General features: G+C 62.9%; 12 protein-coding genes. 6 read left to right on the top strand and 6 right to left on the bottom strand.

The window, feature by feature from the left end; all coding sequences use genetic code 11:
* Positions 1 to 4 precede the first annotated feature (4 nt).
* From ACTHXA_RS10110 to ACTHXA_RS10095, 4 genes are all read right to left on the bottom strand, one after another.
* Positions 5 to 316, bottom strand: a complete 312-nt coding sequence (locus tag ACTHXA_RS10110; RefSeq protein ID WP_441671956.1) for a WhiB family transcriptional regulator — start codon at positions 314 to 316, stop codon at positions 5 to 7.
* A 215-nt stretch (positions 317 to 531) separates the two neighbouring features.
* Positions 532 to 1,827 (bottom strand): mannose-6-phosphate isomerase, class I, encoded by a 1,296-nt coding sequence (gene manA, locus ACTHXA_RS10105; protein ID WP_441671954.1) that lies wholly within the window; start codon positions 1,825 to 1,827, stop codon positions 532 to 534.
* 125 nt (positions 1,828 to 1,952) lie between these two features.
* Positions 1,953 to 3,614 (bottom strand): hypothetical protein, encoded by a 1,662-nt coding sequence (locus ACTHXA_RS10100; RefSeq protein WP_441671952.1) that lies wholly within the window; start codon positions 3,612 to 3,614, stop codon positions 1,953 to 1,955.
* Positions 3,614 to 4,087: a hypothetical protein gene (locus tag ACTHXA_RS10095; protein WP_441671950.1), complete on the bottom strand. Its 474-nt coding sequence runs from the start codon at positions 4,085 to 4,087 to the stop codon at positions 3,614 to 3,616. The genes ACTHXA_RS10100 and ACTHXA_RS10095 overlap by 1 nt, the downstream gene beginning before the upstream one ends.
* Positions 4,088 to 4,335: 248 nt before the next feature.
* Between ACTHXA_RS10095 and ACTHXA_RS10090 the strand changes: the two genes are divergently transcribed.
* The 3 genes from ACTHXA_RS10090 (at position 4,336) to ACTHXA_RS10080 (ending at position 9,961) form a co-directional block, all read left to right on the top strand.
* The gene (locus tag ACTHXA_RS10090; protein WP_441671948.1) at positions 4,336 to 5,823 is read left to right on the top strand and encodes an O-antigen ligase family protein; all 1,488 of its coding nucleotides are present in this window, start codon (positions 4,336 to 4,338) and stop codon (positions 5,821 to 5,823) included.
* 282 nt (positions 5,824 to 6,105) lie between these two features.
* Entirely contained in the window at positions 6,106 to 7,272 is a 1,167-nt protein-coding gene (locus ACTHXA_RS10085) for a M23 family metallopeptidase (RefSeq protein ID WP_441671946.1), read from the top strand.
* 502 nt (positions 7,273 to 7,774) lie between these two features.
* Positions 7,775 to 9,961, top strand: coding sequence for a DUF222 domain-containing protein (locus ACTHXA_RS10080; RefSeq protein WP_441671944.1), 2,187 nt, complete (start codon positions 7,775 to 7,777; stop codon positions 9,959 to 9,961).
* A gap of 16 nt (positions 9,962 to 9,977) precedes the next feature.
* Here ACTHXA_RS10080 and ACTHXA_RS10075 read toward each other — a convergent pair whose 3' ends face one another.
* Entirely contained in the window at positions 9,978 to 11,405 is a 1,428-nt protein-coding gene (locus tag ACTHXA_RS10075) for a UDP-glucose dehydrogenase family protein (protein ID WP_441671942.1), read from the bottom strand.
* A 129-nt stretch (positions 11,406 to 11,534) separates the two neighbouring features.
* Between ACTHXA_RS10075 and ACTHXA_RS10070 the strand changes: the two genes are divergently transcribed.
* From ACTHXA_RS10070 to ACTHXA_RS10060, 3 genes are all read left to right on the top strand, one after another.
* A complete protein-coding gene (locus ACTHXA_RS10070) occupies positions 11,535 to 13,688 on the top strand; it encodes an acyltransferase family protein (RefSeq protein ID WP_441671940.1) in 2,154 nt (717 codons plus the stop codon).
* 260 nt (positions 13,689 to 13,948) lie between these two features.
* Entirely contained in the window at positions 13,949 to 16,153 is a 2,205-nt protein-coding gene (locus tag ACTHXA_RS10065) for an acyltransferase family protein (RefSeq protein WP_441671938.1), read from the top strand.
* Positions 16,154 to 16,300: 147 nt separating this feature from the next.
* Positions 16,301 to 17,446, top strand: coding sequence for a glycosyltransferase (locus ACTHXA_RS10060; protein WP_441671936.1), 1,146 nt, complete (start codon positions 16,301 to 16,303; stop codon positions 17,444 to 17,446).
* Between the two features lie 21 nt (positions 17,447 to 17,467).
* On the opposite strand, the gene ACTHXA_RS10055 is transcribed toward ACTHXA_RS10060, so the two are convergent.
* A complete protein-coding gene (locus ACTHXA_RS10055) occupies positions 17,468 to 18,835 on the bottom strand; it encodes an LCP family glycopolymer transferase (RefSeq protein WP_441671934.1) in 1,368 nt (455 codons plus the stop codon).
* Positions 18,836 to 19,066: the final 231 nt, after the last annotated feature.

Raw genomic sequence — 19,066 nt, 5'->3', positions numbered from 1 at the left:
GTGTCTATGCCTGCTTGCGTAGCTTCCGGCGCTCTCGCTCGGAGAGACCGCCCCAGATGCCGAATCGCTCGTCATTTTCGAGCGCGTATTCGAGGCACTGGCTGCGCACCTCGCAGGACTGGCAAATTTGCTTCGCGTCGCGCGTCGAGCCGCCCTTTTCGGGGAAGAAAGCTTCGGGGTCGGTCTGCGCACAGAGTGCGTCTGCCTGCCACGACAACGGATTGTCGTCACCGACGTACCCTTCGGTACCCGGAACTCCCAGTTCAAGCGGGTCAACGTACCAGTTGTCTGGTACTGACCTGATTAGCTTTGCCATTAGCACACCCCCACGTTTTCGGTCGAACGACTTGCCCAACCAACGATACTAATTACATCGCTGTAGTTCACCTCCCGTCAAGCCGAAGGGGGCGGAAGTCTAAACTAGGGCTTTAAAGTTCCGTGGAACTCACAGATACGACGCGCCGATGGAACTCAGTTATTTAATTCGGTAGCCGATCTGGCCCGCTCGCGACTGTGAATTCGCGGCGAAACCTATATCGGAAGTGGAACGTCGGCACTGAGCGCTGCGGAACCGATGACGAGATCATCCGCAATCACTTCGAGCCGCTGCTCGTCTGCCGTAATGTACACGCACTGCCCGCGGCTGAGATCAATAACGGTGCCGCTGCCGCCGCGAAGCTGCGCGCGATCCCCGAGGCACAGCGCGATACCGGGTCCAGCCACCGGCACCGTGGCGGTCGCCGCGGTGAATCGCTGCAACTTGAAGTCGGGCTCCACTCCAGAGAAGAGGGTGTGGCCTTCGGCAATGGTTTTTGCTTCGAGCCTCGGCGGCGGCGTTGGCGAGCAGTTCAGCACGCGTAACAACTCCGGTACGTCCACGTGCTTCTTGGTCAGGCCGCCGCGGAGAACGTTGTCGCTTGCGGCCATGATCTCGACGCCGACCCCGCTCAGGTAGGCGTGGATCGTCCCGCTTTTCACGTAGATGGATTCCCCCGCCCGAAGCAGGATGTGGTTCATGAGTAGCACGATGAGCGCCCCCGCGTCGTCGGGGAACTCCTCACGCACTTGGCGGAGGTTGTCACGCTCGAGAGCGTAGCGGTCGGAGTCTTGCCCCTCGGCGTCTTGCCCCTCACCCTCCAACCCGAGCCACGCATCCACTGCCCTTGCCGCTTCGAGGGCTGCCGGTGCCCCCGACAGGACCCACTCGACGACGCATCCAAGCGACTCGGAGCCGTCAACGCGCATCACGCGATCCGCGAACTCGCCGAAGGCATCCCCCGCGACCCTCGCGATCGTTTCGACAAGACCGCGCACCTCGGTGAAGTCACGGAAACCGGCAACAGCCGACATTTGCGGGCTGAGCGCCACGAGCAGTTCGGGCTTGTGGAACGGGTCGCGGTAGTTTCGGTTGGGCGCGGTGCGAGGGATGCCAGCTGCCTCTTCACGCGCGAATCCCTGGCGGGCACCCTGGAGCGATGGATGCACCTGGAGCGAAAGCGGCTTCCCCGCGGCCAGTACCTTTAAAAGGAATGGCAAACGGACCGGATCGCCCTCGCGGAAGCCCTGGGCGTAGCGACCGAGCGCCGTGTCCGGGTCGGTATTGATCCATTCCGCAAGGTCACGTGCGCCCGAAGTCTGTTCGGGGTTGAGGATGCGCGAGGGCGAGCCGTAGTGCGCGCCGAACCAGATCTCGGCCTGGATGGGTGTGTCGTCGCCAGAGTTGTGGTCGGGGTCGACCAGTGCGCCTTGCGTTCCGAGGTATTGGGTCAATGCACCCTTCGCACCCCAGGCATAGCGAAGCGGCGTGTTTTCGATTGCGACAAACATTCCTGCGAGCGTATCCCCTTGAGTTAACAATTTTCCCGAGGTTGGTGGGAAAAATACAACCGGGCCCAAGGTATCGACCTCGAGCCCGGTTGTACTATATGGCGCGCTTAGCGCTGGTGGAACCCTTAGGTTCGGCTTCGGCGTGCCGTCAGCGCCGTTGCGCCGAGGACACCGAGCGAGGCGATCACACCGAGCATGATGAGCAGTTGCGCGGCACCCGTCTGGGCGAGCACCTCATCATCGCTTGCGGACGCTTCCGCGCTGTTCGAAGGAACCACGGTGAGCGAATCATCCTTCGCCGATACTTCCGAGTCATCGCCACTGGTCGAACCACCATCCGTCTGGTCGCTCGGTGGGATCACCGTGAGTGTCTGGTTCTCGTCGGGATCGGTGTCGTCGCTGCCGCCGGTCGAGCCGTCGTTTGCCGCAGTGTCGTCGGATGCTGCGTCGTTTGCCGCAGTGTCGTCGGATGCTGCGCCGTTGGTTGCGGTGTTGTCCGCAGCTCCGGCCTCGGTCACGGTGTCGTTCGATGAGCTTCCATCGGTGCTCCCCGAGTTGTCCGTGGTGCCGGAATCGCTCGTGGTGCCGGAATCGCTCGACGAACTGTCGTCATCCGAGACGCTGTCGTCTTTGGAACTCTGCGAGCCGCCGGTGCTCGGCGAAGCTCCGAGTGAGCTGCCGCCCTCAGTGCTGTCAGTGTTTGAGCTGTCCGGCTTCGAAGACTCGGTCGGCTTCGAAGTCTCTGTGGGTTTCGAAGTCTCTGTGGGCTTCGAAGACTCTGTCGGCGCCGTCGTTTGGGTCGGCTTGGAGGTCTGCGTCGGTTCCGTGGTCTTGGTGGGCTGAGGCGTCGTCGTCTGCGTTGGGGCCGTGGTCGGCTTAGGCGCCGTGGTTGGCGTCGGAGTCGCAGTGGGCTCCGGGGTTTTGGTCGCAGTCGGCGTCGGCGTCGCGGTGGTGCTCGGCTGGGTTGCCGGCTTCTCCGGCGCATTCGCCTTGGTCGAACCGAACCAGTCGGTGTACAGGCGCCAGAAGTTGCGGTTACCGTACGAGGAGCAGCCGTCACCGGTGCCGTACAGGTTGTTCAGCGCAGCCGAATTCGGCGTGTAGGGCGTGTAAATGTAGAGCGAGGCAGTTGCCTGGTTCTCGATGTACACGCTCTTCGTGCCGCAGGACTTCTTGGGGTTGTAGAGAATCTTGTTGGTTTTGCCCTTGGCATACCCGTAGCTGTTCGGGTTCTGGTGGTAGCGCTGCAGCTGCGAAGACGCGTTGTAGATCTGGTTGAACAGACCCGCGTGGTCGGGGTGGCACCAACCTGGACGGCTGGGGTCATCCGGGCAGTAGTAGCCCATCGCACGGTCGTAGCGCCATCCCTGTGGCGCCTTCATGGTGACCAGCGAGGTCTCTTTCTCGAGCATCACGAGCAGGACCTTGGGAGAAATTCCACAGGATTCGGCGACATTCGTGATCACCTGCGCGGCAGTTTCGTTCTTGCGTCCCGTGTATCCGTCACAGCGAGCGGTGGCGGGCTCAGAGGTGGTGTTGAGCTTGTGGTCCTTGAGACAGTTCGAAGTACAGTTCTTACCTTTTTCATTAAGGAAGTCCTGCACCTGTGCGGCAGTCATCGCATCCGAGTCATAGAAGAGCGAGTCGGTGATTATCATGCCGGCGTCGAATTTGGATGCGTCAGCAGCTTCCGCGGCAGGCGCGGCTACCACTCCGCTGTAGCCGAGGCCCGCAGCCAGTGCGACGACGCCGCCGATCCCGAGCGTTTTCTTGAGCCAGGTCTTCATTAGAGTGCCTCCGCCGGTGTCGATTCTGATTCACCGGCTGCCTCATCGCTCTCAAACGAGACGACCACGCTCCAGTCACCAGCATCCAACCCCTCTACAAGTGTCGTGGGGCAGACGGTGCTTTGCGCATCCGGCAGTGCTTCGGCGGTAGCAGTCTCGGTGGCTCCATCGGTCGAGGTCGCGGTGATCGTGCAGGTTCCCTCGCCGATGTGGTCGGTGACGATCGAGCGCACCTCGATGGTTCCCGCGCCCTCGTTGTACTCGGCGGCGAGCACGACGACCGACACTGATTGTCGATCGTCGGGGGCGGCCGTGGGTTCAGAGACTTGCGTTTCGGGTGCGGTGGTCGTTTCGGTTTCGGTGCCTGGACCGGTGCCGGCACATCCGGAAAGGATGAGCGCGGTCGCCATGGCTGCGGCGACTCCCCCGGCGGCTGGCTTCGTGCGCCTGAGCAGCGCAGCGAGACTTGTCATCATTTTCCCCTTTAACGGCGTGTCGCCACTTCAAACAACATAAATCACACTAGTAACAACCGTCCCAAATGTCACGCCAACATCATCGTTCACTCCAGATTCCCCTGGCATCATCGGCGTGTCGCGTTGACTTAATTTTCCTCCTCGCTTGCCTACGAGTTGATTGAGGCTGTGCATCAAGTCACATTCAAGTTTCGATATCGATCTCGCTTCGTGACATTGATCACCGATCAGTCACAATGAAGTTCATGTCTTTGCCCGAACCACGATCAGCCGCGCCTGCAAATGGCGACAAGGCGAAGTGGGCAAGGAATGCCGAAATTGCGACCGGCTTTTCGCCGAAGATGATTCTGCTCGTAGCCACGCTCATCCTCGTATTTGCCGGCGATCTCTTTCGCTATACGGTCGGCTGGGTTGGCTACGGCATCCTCGCTGCGGCCATCATTACGCTCACGGTGATTCAGCTCATCCGCGCGCGACCGCCCCTGCGCTTGGCCCATTTCCCTTCGGGGCTGATCGCATTTGTCGCGTGGTGCGCTATTTCCGTGCTGTGGTCACAATATCGCCTCGAAACCGCCGCGGGTAGCGTCGTACAAATTGCAACAGCCGTGGTGGCCCTGTCAGTAGCCGTCACGTTGACTCGAATGCAGTTCATTCGAGCACTCGGATTCGCAATGCGACTGCTCGTGCTGGCCTCGCTCCTTTTCGAGTTGGCCGCAGCGATATTCGCGCCGCGCGGTGTCATCCCACCAACGTATCTGCGTCCGGGAGTCCTCGAGACCCTGCTCGCGACCGAAAACATCCCAGACCCGCTGCCGATTGGCTACTTCTGGACCCGAAGTGACCTCTTCGACGGCGGACCACTCCAGGGCATTATGGGGAACCGCAATCTCCTCGCCATGGTCGCCCTCATTGCGCTGATCGTCACCGCGGCGCAGCTGTTTGACCGGCTCATCGGACGAGTCCGCGGCATCTTTTCGATCGCGCTGGCAACGATCGCGATTCTGCTCACCAATTCCGCGACGGTGTATGTGGCACTCGCATTCGTAGTATTTGCCGCAGTGCTTGTGGTGCTGGGGCGACGATTGCGGCGACGATGGCGCTGGGTGATGTATTCGGTAGTCGGCGTTGGGCTGGTTGTCGGCAGCTATATCGCGGTGGCGTTCAACGAGCAGATATTTGCGCTCATGAATCGCTCCCCGGACCTCACCGGTCGCGCCGATATTTGGCGCGCGGTGTTCCGCCTCGGCGCGGAGTCGCCCGTGGTCGGTATTGGCTGGATCAGTTACTGGGCACCGTGGCTCCCGCAGTTTGACGATCTCGCGGTCATCGACGGACTCCCCTATCACCAGGCGCACAACGCGTTTTTCGATGTCTGGATGCAGGTGGGATTCATCGGACTAGCGTTATTTATCGGACTGGTATTTACGACGTTTATTCGCACCTGGTGGATCGCAATCAACCGGCCGGACACCCCCATGGTTACCTCACCGCGGAACCCGAGCCACAGCCATTTGGCTGGCGTGACGGCCGTTCCTTTCTTCCTCATGGTGGCGCTTGTGGTGCAAGGGATGACCGAGTCTCGCCTACTCATCGAGGGTGGATGGCTCTTGTTGTCCTATTTCGCGATCTACTCGAAACTGCGCGTGCAGGATGTTTCCGTACTGCCGCGTCAGACGGTTCCGGCTCGTACCGGGCCAATCTCGGTCATTGTCGACCCGAGACGCGACCCATAGGATTGCTGGGGCTACTTCGCCGACCCGCCGTCGCATCCAGCGCAGCCAGCGCGACCGACGCAGCCAGCGAATCCCTCTCAGCCGACGCAGCCAGCGCATCCAACGAGACCGACGCGAAACCACCAGGAAGTAGCGCCGCCCGGACAACTTTGCCACTAGTTCACTCGCGCGTCACCAAACTCTACTGATTTGTGCAGGATATTCACCAGATAGTTGTGCGTAGAATCGTCTAGCCGTGTTTTACGGCTCCACGATCAACTACGTTTTCCTGGAGTCACTCCGTTGTCGCCCAAGCATGTCGCTTCACCTTCCCTAGGGGCGCTTAAACGGCGCAAAATTGCACGCCTCACCGGCGCAACGGTGTTGGTCGCAGCCCTGACCACGACGGCGGGCGCGTATCTTGCCAATCCGTCAACGGACCCACTCGCGATCGAAACCATCCCAACCGCTGCACCCGCTCCAAACCAGCCCTCGTATTCATCCGCCGCACCGGAGACCGTTGAAGGTGGTCAAGGTGGCGGAAACACACCTGACTCGGCGCTCGGTGACGGCGCGATCGGTGACGGCGCGTTCAGCCCGGGAACTCCGGGGCAGGGCGGGAGCGCCAATAACTCCGCAACCTCAGGGCAGGGACAGAGCCCGGTTGCGCAACAGGCGGTCCAGTGGCCACTGCCGACTGGTGACAAGAACATCACCTCAGGTTTCGGCCCCCGCAAGTCGCCGTGTGCGGGCTGCTCGTCGAACCACCGCGGACTTGACTTTGCAGGACCGGTCGGGATGCCCGTCGGCTCGATTTCTGCCGGCATCGTGATTGATGTGTCCTTTGTCGACAACGGCGGCCTCGGGGTCTACGTCGTCGTGGAGCACCGGATCGATGGCAAGTCCACTCGTTCGGTCTATGCCCACCTGCAGACTGGCTCGCCGACCGTCCAAGTTGGCGACATGGTGCTCGCTGGCGAGCGCATTGGCTCGCTTGGAAACACGGGCTCGTCCACCGGTCCGCACCTGCATTTGGAGATCATTGTGCAGGGCACGCACGTTGACCCGTACACATTCCTGAAGCGCCATGCAGATGGCGAAGACGTCGAGATCATCGACCGACCTTCGATCGAATGGGAACCAGACCAAGACCCAGACTCCGAGGGTGAAGGCTGGAACCCAGACGAGGACACGCTCGAAATCGATCCGGAATCCCTTCCCGACGTGCAGCCCGACGCGGAGGCGCCGAAGCCAACACAGACGACTGCACCCACCCCAACGCCCGGGCCCACCACGAAACCGACGCCCACGGAGCCCGTCACGCCGACACCAACCAAGCCTGGCGGCGATAATCCCGGCACGGATCCGAAACCTACCGACCCAGATTCAGGGACGGATGAAGACCCGGCCACAACGCCGACACCTACCCCGACACCGACTGGGACAGAGACGCCTAAGGCGACGCCTTAGTTTTTGATGTCGGGACTCGGTTGTGGGTTCTTTGTTGCGCCCGAAGTTATGCTGCTCGAGGCTTGGCGGTGGGCGCTTCCTTGCACGTTCACACATTGCATTTGACTTCGTGGCGGGGCTGATTGAGCCTCGCACCAACACACGATCGAGCCTGTTGTGGTGTAAGGCGTGGTTGCGCTTTCGCCTGTGAGGACATCCGAATCGTCAACGGGTTCGCTATCGCCCACCCGCGCTCCCCATTCGCAATGCTGTTTTCTCGCTACCGGTCCTCACATGGGGAGTCGACACAGTCAATGCTCGGGTAGCTGGTGCCCGCGACGTGAATCTCTCGTGGCCCGCACCGGGCACTGGGCGGGTAGACAGGCACAGTCGAATCTTTTCTGTGTTTATCCACATCGAACCTTTTCACTATGATATTTCCTTGAGTTATCCACAGGTCTAGAAATTATGTTTGATGCCTGAGTAACCTCTTCGGGAAAGCCGCTCCAGGAGGTGAACCACCATGGCCTTGTCTGACCCCAATATGCTCCCAGCCACCGACAACGATGCGTTCAAGGGTGATCGTGTTCGACTCGCCGAGTCGTTTCGCGAGTTGAATGAGGTCTGGTCCAGCCTCGGGATATTTCCCGAAGCTGCGAGCGAAGACAGTGGCGGTGCGGATTCCAACTGGGCCGAATCGGTGGCCTCGAGTCCGAGGCTTGAAGACGAGCTTGAGGCTCTATCTGAATCTTCGTTGCTTGAGTTTGTTGACTCGCTCGCGCGCCACTACCGCCAGTTGGGTGCGGTGCTCGCGATCACGACCCGTGAGCTGCGCGACCGGTCGCGCGCTTCGTTGGGTGAGGAACGGCTCGCGTTCCGGCACGGTTACCGGTCTGCGGAGCAGTTTGTGGCGGAACGCCTCGGCACCGATACCCGTGTGAGTAATACCCTCGCCCGTGTGGGTACCGCGATCGTTGGCGAGCGCGGCCTCACCGGGGACCGCGTCCCCGCCCGTACCGAGCACGTGGCCAGTGCGTTGCGCTCCGGGGAACTCGGGCTCGCGTACGCGAACGAGATCGTCACGTCCACGAACCGTCTGGCAACCAGGCCGCATCTTGATCCGGTCGAGCTCCGGCACGGGGAGCGGGAACTGGTCAACACGGCCGTGATGGGCATGCCGCTGCGTGATTTCGAACAAGTCGTCGCGCGGTTGGAAGCACATCTCGATCCGGACGGAGTTGCGCCGTCGATCGAGGCTCAACGCCGCAAACGCGGGCTGTCGTTCCGCACCGATACGAGCAGTGGCATGGTGTACGTGCGTGGCCAGTTCGATGGCGAGTCCGGGGCGTACATCACCCACGCGCTGCAGTCCTACGCCACCGGCGTGCTGCGCAGCTCCCGCGGGCTGAACCATCCCGAGGACCCGAACGCCCCGGACACCGCGAATACCCCGGATACCTCGGGCAGGCCGGACCATCAGGGTCGCTCGGCGCATCAGTCAGTGCATCGACCAGGGGCAGCCGCGACGGAAGCCGGCGAAAGCACAAGCGCAGACACCGCAACGGCAGAAGCAGGATCGGAAACCGCCACCGCAGGCACCAGTCCCGACACAGGCGCCGGCGCGGGCGTAGTTGTCGGTGCTGCTGCGACCACGGTTGCACTGGCCACCGTGGCCTCGCCCGGCGTTGTTTCCGGGGCTGGTCGGGTGTCGAGTGTCTCGTTCCGGCCGGTGGATCCCGCACCGCGTGATGCGGTCGATGCGGAACGCCGCACCATCAGCCAGATCCACGCCGACGCACTCGTTGACTTCGCCAAGCACGTCATCGGCTGCGACCACGAGAAACTCCCCGGCCCGTCCACCACCCTGGTCGTGCGCATCGACCAACACGACCTTCTGCCACCGGCCTCGAGTGCACACGACACCGAGTCCGATACCGACGCTCGTGGCACGACAGATCCCGCACCCTCGAACGACGCCGGGCCGGCAGCGGAGCCCAAGCTGAGGACTGAGTCCGAGTCGAGGACTGAGCCCAAGCCGAAGACTGAGCCCGAGCCGAAGTCCAAGCCCGGGCCCGAGCTGAAGTCCGTGACCGATCCCGATCCCGAGCCGAAGCTGGAGTCCGCGTCCGAGCCGGGCTCGACACCCAGCCTGGCCGGGCCTGCGCGCACCGGGCTCGCGTCAATCGATGGGAACACGCTCATCGATATTGCTACCGCCCGGAAACTCGCCGCCGCCGCGAACATCATCCCCGCCGTACTCGGCACCGACGGTGCCGTGCTCGACCTCGGCCGCGACGCCCGCCACTTCTCCCGCGCACAACGACTCGCGCTGGTCGAACGTGACGGTGGCTGCGCGTTCTGCGGCCTGCCACCGAGCATGACCGAGGCCCACCACATCCGCTGGTGGAAAGCCCACGACGGCACCACGAACCTCGACAACGGGATCCTGCTGTGCACCACCTGCCACCACCGGGTCCACGCCGGCTGGGACATCCGAATCGTCCACAATCCCGAGGCGCCACCTGGCGCGCGTCGCAGCGGCGGGACGGTGTGGTTCATCCCGCCCGCAACGATCGACCCGCGCCAAGAACCACGACTCGGCGGCCGAAAACGCTTCGACATCACCTACCGAAAAGCAAACCCACCAAAGCCGATACCCGAACACACCAACACGAGCTGGATCTCACCCACCGACAAACTCGCCGGGTAGCAGTCGCCTGCGCGGCTTAGCGCCGCCCCATCCCGACGTACTGCCAGCCTGCCTCTCGCCACTCTTCGGGGTCCAGGCAGTTTCGACCGTCAAGCACGAAGCGGTTCGCCACTAGCTTGCCGACCTTTTTCGGGTTCAGCTTTTTGTATTCCTTCCATTCGGTGAGCACCACCACCGCGTCGGCGCCGTCCACGGCCTCGGCGACCGTGTCGACAACGATGCGGCCGGGCTGGCGGGCCCGCACCGCATCCGCCGCCTGCGGGTCAGTGATGCGTACCGTCGCGCCCAGCTCGGCAATCTTCGCCGCGATGTCCAGTGCGGGCGAGTCTCGAATGTCATCGCTGTCCGGTTTGAACGCGGCACCGAGTACCGCGATCGTGGCACCCTCCAATGGACGTTCAAGGTGCTGCTGCAGAATTTCCACTGCCCGCGAGCGCTGCCGCGTATTTACCGCGTCCACGTCGCGAAGGAAGCTCAACGACTCACCGCTACCCAACTCATCCGCCCGGGCCATGAATGCACGAATGTCCTTGGGCAGGCATCCACCACCGAAGCCAACGCCCGCGCGCAAGAACTTCTTACCGATCCGATCATCGTGGCCGATCGCCTTCGCGAGCGTGGTGACGTCAGCGCCCGTCGCATCGCAAAGCTCGGCCATCGCATTAATGAACGAGATCTTTGTCGCAAGAAATGCGTTCGCGGAGGTCTTCACAAGCTCAGCGGTCGCATAGTCGGTGACAACCTTGGGCGTCTTGTCCTCGAGCAGTTGGCGATACACCGAGTCGAGCAGCTTCTCGGCGAACTTCGCGTCGGATTTCGTGCCCGGCAGACCATACACAATACGATCAGGGCTCAGCGTGTCCTTCACCGCAAACCCCTCGCGAAGAAACTCGGGATTCCAGACAAGCACCGCACCACGATCAGCAAACTTCTCGCTCAAACGAGCCGCAGTGCCGACCGGGACGGTCGATTTACCAGCGATGAGCAGGCGCTTCTTCTTCCCAGCATCCGAATCATTAGTCACCGCCTCGTCCGGGCCAGACCCACCCGAGCCAGACCCACCCGAGCCAGACCCACCCGAGTTCGCCCCCTCTGAGTCCGAGCCGCCAGGCAAAATCTCGAGCAGCGCATCCGTCGCAGCATCGATAAACCGCATGTCAGCGCCCTCACCTCCCGCAATCTGCGGGGTTCCGACGGCAAGAAAATGCACGTCCGCTTTCGCTGCATCTTGATAGTTCGTGCTGAAACTCAATCGGCCGGCCGCAACGTTTCGTTCGAGCAGCTCATTCAGCCCCGGCTCAAAAAAGGGTGCCCGTCCCGCCGCCAAGTCAGAAATCTTCGCTTCGTCGGTATCAATCCCGACCACAGTGTGGCCCAACTCGGCCATGCACGCTGCATGCACGGCACCGAGATATCCGCAGCCAATGACTGAGATTCGCTTCATGTTGTCGCTTTCATATGGAACTCCACCCGTCAGATCGACGAATGCGTCCTAACAGGCAACCCCACCTTCTTGAACGCAAACCAAACTTCGCGCCCTCGAGCACAGCAAGCAATCAGTACATTGGAGGGCATGAGTGTTGGGCAGGGAGCGCAAAAAGCAGCGCCTAGCCGAAACACGCTCGGATATATTCCCGAGGTTCAAGGCCTCAGAACTGTCGCCCTCATCCTCGTCGCGGTCTTTCATATTTGGCTCGGTCGGGTGTCGGGCGGCGTGGATGTGTTCCTCGTCATTTCGACGTATCTCATGACCCGCTCGCTCACCTCGCGCGCGGAAGCTGGCGCCATCACGCGACCCATCAGCCATCTCATTGGCAAGTTCGCGAGGCTCCTGCCCGCCGCGACGACCGCCATCATTCTGATTCTGCTTGCGGTGGTAGTGATCTACCCCGCGCCGCTGTGGGAGAGCGCGCTCGAGTCGGCCCGCGCATCCCTGTTCTATTTCGAAAACAATCACCTGCAGGACCAGTCGGTCAACTACCTCGACCCGAGCAGCGAGGGCCCGAGCCCGTTCCAGCATTTCTGGTCGCTGTCCGTACAAGGACAGGCTTTTATTCTCTGGGCAGCGCTGCACTGCATCGGTGATCTCCTGGCGCGGTTCCTCAAACTGCCGCCGCGAGCGGTGCTGCTGGTCATTTTCGCCGCGGTCGCGGGCCTCTCCTTCGGCTACGCGTTGCAACTCACCGCCACGGACCAGCCACGCGCATACTTCGACACCGGCGCACGACTCTGGGAGTTCGCGGCGGGCTCGCTCATTGCGCTGATCCAGCCGTGGCTGCGCATCCTCGAGTGGTTCCGGCCGTGGTTCAGCTGGATCGGGCTACTCGGCGTCCTCACTTGCGGACTGCTGCTCCCGGTCGAAGCGAGCTTCCCCGGATGGGCAGCGCTGTGGCCGGTGATTTCGACCGCACTGGTGATTCTCGCTTCCGGACCCCCAACCCGCACCGGCGCCGATCGGCTACTCGCGCATCCCGCTCTCGAATCAGCCGGACGATACACCTACGCGCTCTACCTCGTGCACTGGCCCGTGCTCGTGCTGTTCCTCGCGGTTTCGGGCCTGGATGCGGCGAACTGGTGGCAAGGCGCGCTCGTCTTGGCAGTCTCGGTCACCATCTCGTATCTGGTCGCGCGGCTCGTCGAGCAGCCACTGCTCGCCTGGTTGCGGAGATCGAAGCGGGCCGCCGGGGCGCGCGCAAGCTCGGACGCGACCGCCATCCGACGCTGGTGGCGCGAGAACTGGCGGCCCGGCCTCACCGCAGTCCTGCTGCTCGCAATCGGTACGGGCGTCATCACCGGTGCGTCCTGGAGCCGCGATGGACAAATTCTCGACGCCCGCGAACACCATGCGAGCCTCGACATCCCGAATCTCGGCGCGAATGCGGAAGACCGAACCCTCGAGCCGCCGCAGGAGCTCATCGACTTTGTCCGCCAAGACACCTCCGTTCCCGGCGAGCTCTGCGATCCGGATGCGCCGCTTGCGACCGAGCTCTGTTACGACATGCCGCACACCACCGGCACCGAACCGGAACGAAAGGTACTCGCGCTGGGGAACTCCCACAGCATCCAGTTCAATGGTGCGCTGCTGGAAGCGGTGGAGCGACAGCCGACCTGGTCGCTGCACACGCGCGGTGCCTGGGCGTGCACGATCGAGCAGGCGGCGGAGCGCGGCGAGTACTGCGAGGCGCTCTGGCCCACGGTGCTCGAATGGATCGAGCAGGAACAGCCCGACGTGGTTGTGCTCTTTGGCACGCAGTCGACGCTCACGCGCGAGCTCTCGCAGTGGGCGCTGCTCGACTGGATCGCCGAGGCCCGCGAGCGATCACCGGACACCGAGATTGTGGCGGTGCGCGACAACCCACGATTCGACCGCGACCTGGTCGAATGTGCGGCAGAGTTCGGTACGGATGCGCCGGAGTGTCGCGAGGGGGTCGCGGCCGACCTCGACCCGGCTTTCGTCGATGCGCTCGTTGCTGAGGGCGTAATTTGGGTTGATTTGCACAGTCAGATTTGTCCGGGCGGGTTCTGTGCGCCCTCGCAGGGCGGCCTGTGGGTATTCCAGGATGACAATCACCTCACCGACACGTACACGCGCTCGCTCGCGCAGCATTTCGCGGATATTCTGCATCCGCAGCTCGACTGGTGGCCCGCGGATGTGTACGGCAGCGGTGAGCTGGTGGACCGCAGCCCGCCGGGCGACATCCTGACCACCACCGGCGAGGAAGAATAGCCCGGGCACGGCGCCCAGCTCGGCTCAGCTCAGCTCAGCTCAGCCCAGCTCAGGCGAGGGTCGCAGTCCTGCGAAGGTGCATCACCCGGTTGAGGCTGAGTTGCGCTGCCGCGGGAGCATTGCCCGGACGAGGCCGATGCGCGCTGCCGAGGACGATTTGCACCGACGGTCAGTGAGAGTTCACCACGAGACAGTCGCGGTTTTGCGCGGTCGTTTTAGACTGGGCGCGTCCATCGACCGAGTGAGAAAGGCGCTGACCGTTGAGCTCTGCCTCGTCCGCACGCGCCGGATCAGTGCGCGTCAGCCGCCCCGAAGCTGCTAGCCAACCGTCAAAAGACAGCCTTGGATTCATCCCCGAGGTACAGGGGCTGCGCACACTCGCGCTCGTGCTCGTCGTCGTCTTCCACATCTGGTTCGGGCGCGTGTCGGGCGGGGTGGATGTGTTCCTCCTCGTTTCGGCGTTCCTCATGACCCGCTCGCTCACCGTGCGGTCGGAGCATTGGCACAGGCCGCGACCGCTGCACACCATCCTCGGGCGGTTCGCACGATTGCTCCCGTTGGCCGCGGCGGTCATTCTGCTCACGGTGCTCGCAGCGTGGTTGCTCCTGCCACGTCACGAGTGGCAGGCGGTGAACTGGGATGCACTCGCCTCCCTGTTCTACGTGGAAAACTGGCGGCTCATCTCCACCCAGGCCGACTACTACGCGGCCGATGCCGCCGGGACGAGCCTCTTCCAGCACTTCTGGTCGCTGTCGATCCAGGGGCAAATTTTCATTGTGTGGCCGCTGCTGCACCTACTCGGTTACTGGCTCGCATGCCGCTTCGCGGCCCCGGTCCGACAGACGCTCTTTGCCCTCTTCGGCGTGGTGTTCGCCGCCTCCTTCATCTGGTCGGTCGTGCTCACCGGACTCAACCAGCAGGTGGCCTACTTCGATACCCTCGCCCGCACCTGGGAGTTCGCGGCCGGGTCCCTCCTCGCACTCGCGCTACCGTGGATCCGCCTCAGCACACGCTGGCGAAGCATCACCGGGTGGTTGGGCGTGCTGCTACTCGTGACCTGCGGGATGCTCCTGCCTGTGGATTCAACCTTCCCCGGGTTTGCAGCGCTGTGGCCCGTGACGGCCGCCGCGCTGGTGATCCTCGCGGCCGGTGCACCGACCACTGCGGGTGCCGACCGGTTACTCGCGCGAAAGTGGATGGGCGTGATCGGCGGCTACACCTACGCGCTCTATCTTGTGCACTGGCCCGTGCTGTTGCTCTACCGAAACGGGGTCGGATCGCCCACCCTGACCCTCGCGGACGGAATCATCGTGATGGCGATTTCGGCCGCGATCAGTGTCGCGTTGGTCCACCTCGTAGAGCGGCCCGCAGCCAGGATGCTGAAAAAGTCGACAGCGGCAGGTGCGGCTGGGCCCACGCCCGACGCTGCCCACCCCACCCCGCGCATCCGCACGAGCCCCGCGTTCGTAATCGTCGCGTGCCTCTTCCTCGGAACCGTGCTCGCGGGCGGCGGGGAATACGTGCGCGCCCAATCCGCGAACGCAGAAGAAGAGCAAGAGGAACAGGCACTCACCGGCGAAACCGTGGCGCCGCCACCAACGCCCACCCCAACCGAACTCGACCTAAGCCCCGGTTGGGACCCGGTGGTGCTCGAGTTGGGTGCAGAAGCACCGGACCTCGCCACAACCTCGAACCCGCTGCCCGGCGCCGACACCATCGAGCACCAGTGGGTCGGCGAAGGCAGCAACTGCGAGGAGCACACGACGCCCCCGGGCACCGACGGGATCTGCATCGAAACCGAACTCAATCCGGAACAGCCCACCGCACTCTTCGTCGGCAACTCACACACGCAGCAGTTCACGGCCCTCGGCTACGCGAGCGCCTCGGTTGCGAACTTTCCCAATGTACGGTTACAGGCCGGGCCCGGCTGCCCGTTCTTGGAGGGTGATGACCTCAAGGAAGACGCCTGCGGTCAGACCTGGAATGCCGCCCTCGACTACGTGGCCGCCGAACAACCCGAAGTCGTCGTACTGCTCGGCACCATGTCGCAATATGGCGAGGCAGATAAGCCGATGACCGGCGTCCCCGGCTGGATCGACAAGGTCCGCGAAGCATCCCCCGAGACCTCGGTCGTGGTGCTTCGCGACAGTCCGCGTTTCGCCGTATCACCCTACGAATGCGCCGTGGCGAACGGTTGGGATGCGCCGAGTTGCGTGAATGAGGTCGCACCCCCGGTCGATGCGACGTTCATCACCGAAATCGAGACGGCCGGCGCCACCTGGGTGGATCTCACCGAACACATCTGTCCGGGCGGCGAGTGCCGCCCGCAGGTTGGTCAGGTCGTGGTCTGGTTCGACGACAATCACCTCACGGGCGCATTCGTCCGCACCCTCGCGCAGCACTTTGCGGATGCGGTTGCCGAAGATGTCCCCGATTGGCCGAAGGAAATCTACGCGCGGCCCTGAGTCCGGCCACCACGGCTAAGCCGATATGGATGCGTCATTGGGTAGTGTGGACGGCGTTCAATTGCGCAGGATCGCGTCGTCAAGGAGTTCCATGAATCGTCTCGCTACCCGCGGCATCGCCGCGGTCTCGGGGGTGTGCACCGCAGCATGGTGACCCTGAACTTTTTTCTCGACGAACTCATCGAACCGACCCTAAACGCCAGTAGCCGCTACGCGGAGAATCTCGCGCGCGAGGTAATCCGGCGCGCTCCCGCAAACTGCGAGGTCGCCGGCGTCGTGTCGCTCGTGGATGCTGAGCAGGTGCAGCAGCTTTACGACCGGCTCAACGGCATCGTCGAGATCCAGGTGTCGAAGCTAAGCCACAAGGCGCTCGCAAAGTCCTGGCAGCACGGAATGTTCACCAATACGTTCGGCGACGGACTCTTCCACGCCCCGAGCCTCTACGCGCCGCTGCGCGCATCCGATGGCGGTAGTGACCACCAGACCGTGGTGACCGTGACCGATACCCGCGCGTGGACGCATCCGGTGGGCCTTGCTTCGGCCGATATTCGCTGGCAAAAGGCGCAGCTCAAGCGCGCCTGGCAGTATGCGGATGCGCTCGTCACCCCGACGCATGCCGTCGCCGAGCAGATCGGCGAGATTTACGACTTCGGGGACCGCTTGCGGGTCATCCCCGGTGCGCCGGCGCTGGGCATACGGATTCCGCAAGACCAGCAGCGTCGCGAAGAACTCGAAATGCGACTCAATTTGCCGAGCGACTTTATCCTCACAGTCGGTTCGCTCGAACCGCACCGCGGCATCGACCACCTCATTCGCGCGCTCGCACTGCCGCAGCTCGCGAATGCCGTACTCGTGCACGTCGGTCCTGAGGAGCACTGCGAGACGACGCTCGATTCACTGTGTGCCGAGGCGGGCGTCGCGCGACACCGCGTACGCAGCCTCGGGGAGCTGACGGATGCGGAGCTCGCGATTGTGTTGAATCGCGCGACGGTCTTTTGCCTACCCGCACTGCATGAGGGTATTGGGCTGGCGGTGCTCGAGGCGTTCCGTGCGGGGACGCCGGTCGTGCACACGGATCTGCCAGCACTCGTCGAGGTCTCCCAGGGAGCCTCGCTGCAGGTATCGCTGCAGAACCCCGAGAGCTTTGAGCAGCGACTCGCGATTGCACTGTCCAATGTGCTGCACGATGTCGAATTGCAGCAGACACTCACCACCGCGGGCTACGACCGCGCGCCGGTGTACTCGTGGAGCTACTCGGCCGACCTCGTGTGGCGACTGCACGCGGACCTATAGGGCTGCCCCGCCCAGTCCGGGCTACCCCTCCGTCTCCTCCGGCGGCGCATCGCCACTGATCGCCTCCTCAACGAGTTCCCACACGCGCTCATAGTTCGGCGCGTCCGGATCAACGTTCGGTGGCGCGAGTTCGAGGCGGATGCCGTCATCCCGACCGCGCGATTTCAGTACGAGATCCGCGATCAAGCCAGACTCACCCTTGGGCATGTCCGTCTGCACAACCTCGTCCAGCACCGACAGAATCGGGCCGCTATGCGAGAGCATCGCTGCGGGTAGCTGCGAAATAATCGCATCCTGCAACTCCCGCTGGCGCTCCATCCGCGCATAGTCGGTGGTGCCATACCGCGAGCGCGCGTACCAGAGCGCGGTATAACCATCCATCGTCTGCACGCCGGTCTCGATCGTGCCAACCGGGGGCTTCCATCCTTCTTGCCCCTCGTCATTCGCGCCCATGACGACCTCTTCTTGCACGTCGATCGTCACGCCGCCCATCGCGTCGATCAGCTCGGAGAAACCGTCCATATTGATGAACACGTAGTAGTGGACATCGAGGCCGGTGATCCACTCGACGGCATCCTTGGTGGCTTCGATGCCTTTGTCCGAGCCGCGTTCTTCGGCCTCGGGATACATGTCGTAATCGTGGTACGTGACCTCGGTATAGACCGAGTTGAGGTAGCAGGCCGAGACATTGCAGCTGTGATAACCATCCGGATATCGGTCCGCCATGGGCCCCTCGGAGAATCCGAAGCCGGCGGTCGTCCGCGGAATACCCACGGTGGTGAGCTGCCCGCTGAGGACGTTGAAGCTCATCAGACTGATCGAGTCGGGCCGCATTCCCTCGCGAGTATCCCCCGCATCCCCACCGAGTAGCAGGATATTCAGCCGGCCATCGCTCGGGAACTTGATGCCGCCATTCGGCGGCCCAAACATTGCCTGCACCGCCGATTGCACCTGCAGCACGTTGGAGGCGCCGAACCCACCGATAAATACCGGGATCACGGCGAGGACCACCGCGACCACCGTCACCAAGCCGCGCGCGAACGCATCCACTCTAAGCAGCCGCACCTGCCGCAGCGTCTCGAACATCGTGAGCATCATCCAGATGCCGTAGCCGAGAATGACCGCGGCAATGATCCCCAGTCCCCACCAAGTAGTGAGCAAAAAGAACAGCGGCCCGCGGAACACGAAGAACAACAGCACCGCAACGAGAATTGCGATGATTACGAACAGCCACAGGCGCAATCCGAGTCGGCCAAAGCGACGGTTGCCTGCGAGCAGCGGACCCGCGCCAGGGATGAGGAGGTTTGCTCCGATCAGCCACCACGCGCGTCGAGTCATGAGCTCGGGCGAGGTGGTATCCGGATTGCGCAGCGGTAGCGAATTGTTCATAGCTCGGTCAAGGGTAGGTCAAGTGCTTGGATGCTGTCCCCGGACACACGAAATTGTGTGTCCTATCTCATCGGCCGGTTCGCCGTCTCGCGCGCTTCAAATGAATACAGTTCGTTTACGTTCTCGTAAGTCGCGCGAAACCTGAAGTATTCCGCAGCGACGCGCCGTGCTGGGAAAGTGCGCAGTGGATGCGCGCGATAGTCGCGTTCGTTCTTGCACCCCGTGATCATC

Source organism: Gulosibacter sp. (genome assembly GCF_052090685.1).
GTDB lineage: Bacteria > Actinomycetota > Actinomycetes > Actinomycetales > Microbacteriaceae > Gulosibacter.
This window is presented reverse-complemented; position numbering and strand designations above follow the sequence as displayed.

Bases quoted from the DNA above. Each gene is read 5' to 3' on its own strand.
- ACTHXA_RS10080 (WP_441671944.1), top strand. From the start codon at position 7,775: ATGGCCTTGTCTGACCCCAATATGCTCCCAGCCACCGACAACGATGCG.
- ACTHXA_RS10095 (WP_441671950.1), bottom strand. From the start codon at position 4,087: ATGACAAGTCTCGCTGCGCTGCTCAGGCGCACGAAGCCAGCCGCCGGG.
- manA (WP_441671954.1), bottom strand. From the start codon at position 1,827: ATGTTTGTCGCAATCGAAAACACGCCGCTTCGCTATGCCTGGGGTGCG.
- ACTHXA_RS10060 (WP_441671936.1), top strand. From the start codon at position 16,301: ATGGTGACCCTGAACTTTTTTCTCGACGAACTCATCGAACCGACCCTA.
- ACTHXA_RS10110 (WP_441671956.1), bottom strand. From the start codon at position 316: ATGGCAAAGCTAATCAGGTCAGTACCAGACAACTGGTACGTTGACCCG.
- ACTHXA_RS10055 (WP_441671934.1), bottom strand. From the start codon at position 18,835: ATGAACAATTCGCTACCGCTGCGCAATCCGGATACCACCTCGCCCGAG.
- ACTHXA_RS10075 (WP_441671942.1), bottom strand. From the start codon at position 11,405: ATGAAGCGAATCTCAGTCATTGGCTGCGGATATCTCGGTGCCGTGCAT.
- ACTHXA_RS10100 (WP_441671952.1), bottom strand. From the start codon at position 3,614: ATGAAGACCTGGCTCAAGAAAACGCTCGGGATCGGCGGCGTCGTCGCA.
- ACTHXA_RS10070 (WP_441671940.1), top strand. From the start codon at position 11,535: ATGAGTGTTGGGCAGGGAGCGCAAAAAGCAGCGCCTAGCCGAAACACG.
- ACTHXA_RS10090 (WP_441671948.1), top strand. From the start codon at position 4,336: ATGTCTTTGCCCGAACCACGATCAGCCGCGCCTGCAAATGGCGACAAG.